Source organism: Actinoplanes sp. NPDC051633, from assembly GCF_040681735.1.
Classification (GTDB): domain Bacteria; phylum Actinomycetota; class Actinomycetes; order Mycobacteriales; family Micromonosporaceae; genus Actinoplanes.
The window spans coordinates 1-3,621 of record NZ_JBFAZH010000804.1 but is presented as its reverse complement, the minus strand read 5'-3'; the positions used below and the strand labels follow the sequence as shown (position 1 = coordinate 3,621).

Annotated in this window: 5 protein-coding genes; 1 reads left to right on the top strand and 4 read right to left on the bottom strand. The window is 73.0% G+C overall.

Features of this window, described 5'->3' with window-relative positions:
* Positions 1-43: 43 nt before the first annotated feature.
* Both AB0M20_RS32355 and AB0M20_RS32350 read right to left on the bottom strand, forming a co-directional pair.
* A complete protein-coding gene (locus AB0M20_RS32355) occupies positions 44-673 on the bottom strand; it encodes an AAA family ATPase (RefSeq protein WP_364304130.1) in 630 nt (209 codons plus the stop codon).
* 10 nt (positions 674-683) lie between these two features.
* On the bottom strand, positions 684-1,334 hold the full coding sequence (locus AB0M20_RS32350; protein WP_364304129.1) for a hypothetical protein: 651 nt from the start codon (positions 1,332-1,334) through the stop codon (positions 684-686).
* A 17-nt stretch (positions 1,335-1,351) separates the two neighbouring features.
* Between AB0M20_RS32350 and AB0M20_RS32345 the strand changes: the two genes are divergently transcribed.
* The gene (locus AB0M20_RS32345) at positions 1,352-1,534 is read left to right on the top strand and encodes a hypothetical protein (RefSeq protein WP_364304128.1); all 183 of its coding nucleotides are present in this window, start codon (positions 1,352-1,354) and stop codon (positions 1,532-1,534) included.
* Here AB0M20_RS32345 and AB0M20_RS32340 read toward each other — a convergent pair whose 3' ends face one another.
* Both AB0M20_RS32340 and AB0M20_RS32335 read right to left on the bottom strand, forming a co-directional pair.
* On the bottom strand, positions 1,535-2,575 hold the full coding sequence (locus AB0M20_RS32340; protein WP_364304127.1) for a phosphatase domain-containing protein: 1,041 nt from the start codon (positions 2,573-2,575) through the stop codon (positions 1,535-1,537).
* A gap of 95 nt (positions 2,576-2,670) precedes the next feature.
* Positions 2,671-3,429, bottom strand: a complete 759-nt coding sequence (locus AB0M20_RS32335) for a hypothetical protein (protein WP_364304126.1) — start codon at positions 3,427-3,429, stop codon at positions 2,671-2,673.
* Positions 3,430-3,621 lie beyond the last annotated feature (192 nt).

Below are 3,621 nucleotides of genomic sequence, written 5' to 3'. Positions count from 1 at the left end.
ATGTCGGCATAGCGTGAGCTATTAAGCCGACGATTCGACAATTTTAGGGATTGTTAAGGGTTCCGATGCCGCCGCTGAGGCGGTGCACGACCGGCGTCCACGTCGGATGCGCGGGCGACAGGTAGGCGCCCACCTCGGCCGCGGACAGCGGGCTCAGCGCGAGCACCTCGGCCGTGATGTCCGGCGCCTCGCGGGCCGTGCCGATCACCAGGAGCGGGGTGTCGGAGATCTCCGCGGCCAGGCGTCGCAGCAACGACAGCGAGGCGGCGTCCGCCCAGTGCAGGTCCTCGAGGACCAGGAGCAGCGGACCGCTCGTACACAAGGCTCTGATCGTGTCGTGCTCGACCCGGAAGCGCGCCGCCGCGGCCGACTCCCCCGCGTCCTCGCGCACCGCCAGCAGGGCGGGCGTCAGCCCGGCGACCTGACTGCCGGAGAGCAGCCGCAGCCACGGCCAGTACGCCGGAGCACCCTCGTCGGGATCGGCCCGCCCGGTCAGGACGGTCAGCCCGGACGCCTCGGCGCGGGCCACCGCCTCCTCGACCACGGCGGTCTTGCCGATCCCCGGCTCGCCGGTGAGCAGCGCCACCGCGCCGCGCCCGCCGGCCGCCGCGGCCCGCAACCGGTCCAGGGCGACGACCTCCGCCACCCGCCCGACCAGCCGCGTGTCCGTCATGGCCGGAGCATCATCTGGCGGGGACGTCGACGGCGATCTCGTCGCTCAGGCGGAATCCGTCGGCGAGCTGGAGCGCGTCGCCGCTCCAGAACCGGCCGGGGTCGTACCAGCTCGCCTTGCGCCGCCCCTTGGGCAGCAGACCCATCTCCTCGAAGGTCACCGCGATCACCTCGGCGCAGTACGCGGTCTCCAGCGCCGCCGGCTCCTGGGCGCTTGTCCGCCACGGCACCCGGATCTGTGGCACCCGGCCGCGCACCCAGCGCACGGCGAGCTGCGCCGAGGACGGGAACGGGGTGCCGTCGAGCCGGGCCACCGTCTGCAGCGCGCGGTCCTCCATCTCCTGGCCCACCGGCGGGTCCAGCTGCCGCAGCCAGCCGCGCTGGCCGTAGCGGTGCGCCCACACGTTCACCGCGTCGCGCAGGTCGTGCAGCTGGACGCCGCGCTGGAACGTCCCCGACCACAGGTCGGGCAGCGACCGGCCCAGCTCGGCGTGCCACATCAGCGGCGGCATGTCGTCGATGACCAGCGACATGCCCACGTGGTTGACCGGGCTGTTGGTCAGCGCCTGGATCGCGCGGTCGGGGCCCGAGCGCCCACGGAAGATCCAGATGTCACCTGTACGCGTCAGGTCGAGTGCCTCGTCGAGGCTCAGGTCGTCCATCTGTCTATCCTCAGCGGATGCGTTGGTGGAAGATAGCGGGTTTGGCGGGGCTGGCCGGTGTGGCAGCGACCGGAATCGTACTGGCACGCAACGAGCGGCAACGACGGGCATACACCCCGGCGGAGATCCGCGACAAGCTGCACGCGCGGGTCAACGCCTCGGCGGCCGACGCCGCCCGCCCGGCCGACCCCGCGGAGTAGTCACGTCAAATCGGTATCTCTCAGCAGCGACCACAGCCCGGCGCCGTCGGGTGCGCTGAACCACGTCTTGCCGCCCGAGCCGACCGCCTCGGCGCCGCCGGCCGGGCTGGGGATCGCACCGGCCAGCACGGCCTGGGCGGGCGACAGCCGGCGGATGGCGACCGCGGCGACGTTGTCCGGGTGGTCGTGCGCGAACTCGGAGTAGATCTCCAGGTCATGCTGCCCGTCGTCGCCGATCAGCAGCCAGCGGACGTCGGGGAACTCGCCCGCCAGCCGCCGGAGCGTGTTGCGCTTGTGCTCGCGGCCGCTGCGGAACCAGCGGTCGGGGGTCGGCCCCCAGTCGGTGAGCAGCACCGGCCCGGCCGGATAGAGATGCCGGGACAGGAACCTGTTCAGCGTCGGTGCGACGTTCCACGCCCCGGTGGACAGGTAGAACACCGGCGAGCTCGGGTTCGCCGTCTGCAGCCGCTCGTAGAGCACCGCCATGCCGGGCACGGCGGTGCGCGCGTGCTCGTCGAGCACGAACGTGTTCCACGCCGCGAGCAGCGGACGCGGCAGCGCGGTCACCATCACCGTGTCGTCGATGTCGGAGATGACACCGAAGCGGATCGCCGGGTCGACCACCCGGATCGGCGCCTCGATCGACTCGGCGCCCTCGGTCGACAGCTTGACGCTGCCCCAGCCCGGCTCGAGGTCGCCCTTGACCTTGCAGTCGACATAGCCGCTGCGGTCGGTGTGCGTCTCGTGGACCTGGTCGCCGATCTGAATCAGCACCCGGGCGTGGTTGACCGGCGACGTGGTGAAGCTGCGCCAGCCCCGGACCTTCTCCAGCTTCTTCCGCGACTGCGCGTTGCGGGTCAGCACGACGCGGGCCATCACCCGGGCCCAGCCCGGCGCGCCGTAGCCCGTGTACGCCGTGATCACCGGCTGCCAGCCGCGCTGCTTCAGCCGCCGCACGATGATCTCGTGAGCGGCGTCCTCGATGCGTGCCGCTCGATGCAGCCGCACGGCTGGTGAATTGTCCTCCGGAGTCGACGCCACGGTCTCTGACCTCCACAACCCTCGGTGTCCGTCCCGGTGACGGTACCCGCCTGGTCTGACAGAACACGCGGGAACGCCCCCCGAACCCGACCGGGCTACGCGGCGGCTGCGCGGGCCGGCTCAGCGGCGCGGACCGGCTCGGCGGCGCGGACCGGCTCGGCGGCGGCCCACTGCTGCGCCCACCAGTCGGCGTCGGCGCAGACCGTGTCCTCCTCGGCCGCCCGCACGGTGGCCAGGCAGGCCTCGGTGCGCAGGCTGCGCAACGCCTCGGCGGCTCGTTCGGACTCCGCCCAGGCGACCCGCTCCCGCTCGGCCGCACGCAGGTAGACGTCGTACCGGTGGTCCCGCACGGCGGCCCGCAGCGCGGACTCCTGCGCGGCCGGGTGCAGGCGCTCGTTCCAGCCGCGGTGCGCGAGGATGTCGTTGAGTTGCGCGATGGAGATCTCGCGCTGCCGGCAGGCGTCGAAGGCGGACCGGTGGAGGAAGCGTTCCCGATCGGCGTTCTCGCCCTTGGCGCGGCGCCGGCGCATCACGGGGTAGGCGGCCGCGGCGGCGAACCGGCGGGCCTCGGTGTCGGCCACCTGGTAGGCGGCCCAGGCGTCGTCGACCTCCTCCTGGGCGACCTCCCAGAGGTCGCGGGCACGGGCGGCGGTGGTGGCGGCCCGCTCGGCAGCGACCGCGACCTCGTCGGCGTAGCGGACCTCATCGGCCGTGCGCGGCCGCGGCCCCTTCTCGACGGCGGGCGCCAGGGTGAGCGCGGGCCCGGCGGTGACGCGGCGGGGGTGGGCGATGACGGTCGCGGCCAGGCCCGCGACGAACAACAGAAAGATCCAGACGACGGCGGCGATCTCCATGACGATTCCTCACGCTGTGCAGCGGTCACGGTCCTTTGACGGGTACGCCCGCTCTGATCACCAAGAGCAGACCCGGGGCCCACGACGTCGGAACAACCACAGACGCGGACGGGCCACGAACAGTCACCGGCCGGCGGCCTCGCCGGCGCGGGATCGGTCAGCGCGGCGGAGGGCCGCGGGTCCCGAACCCGG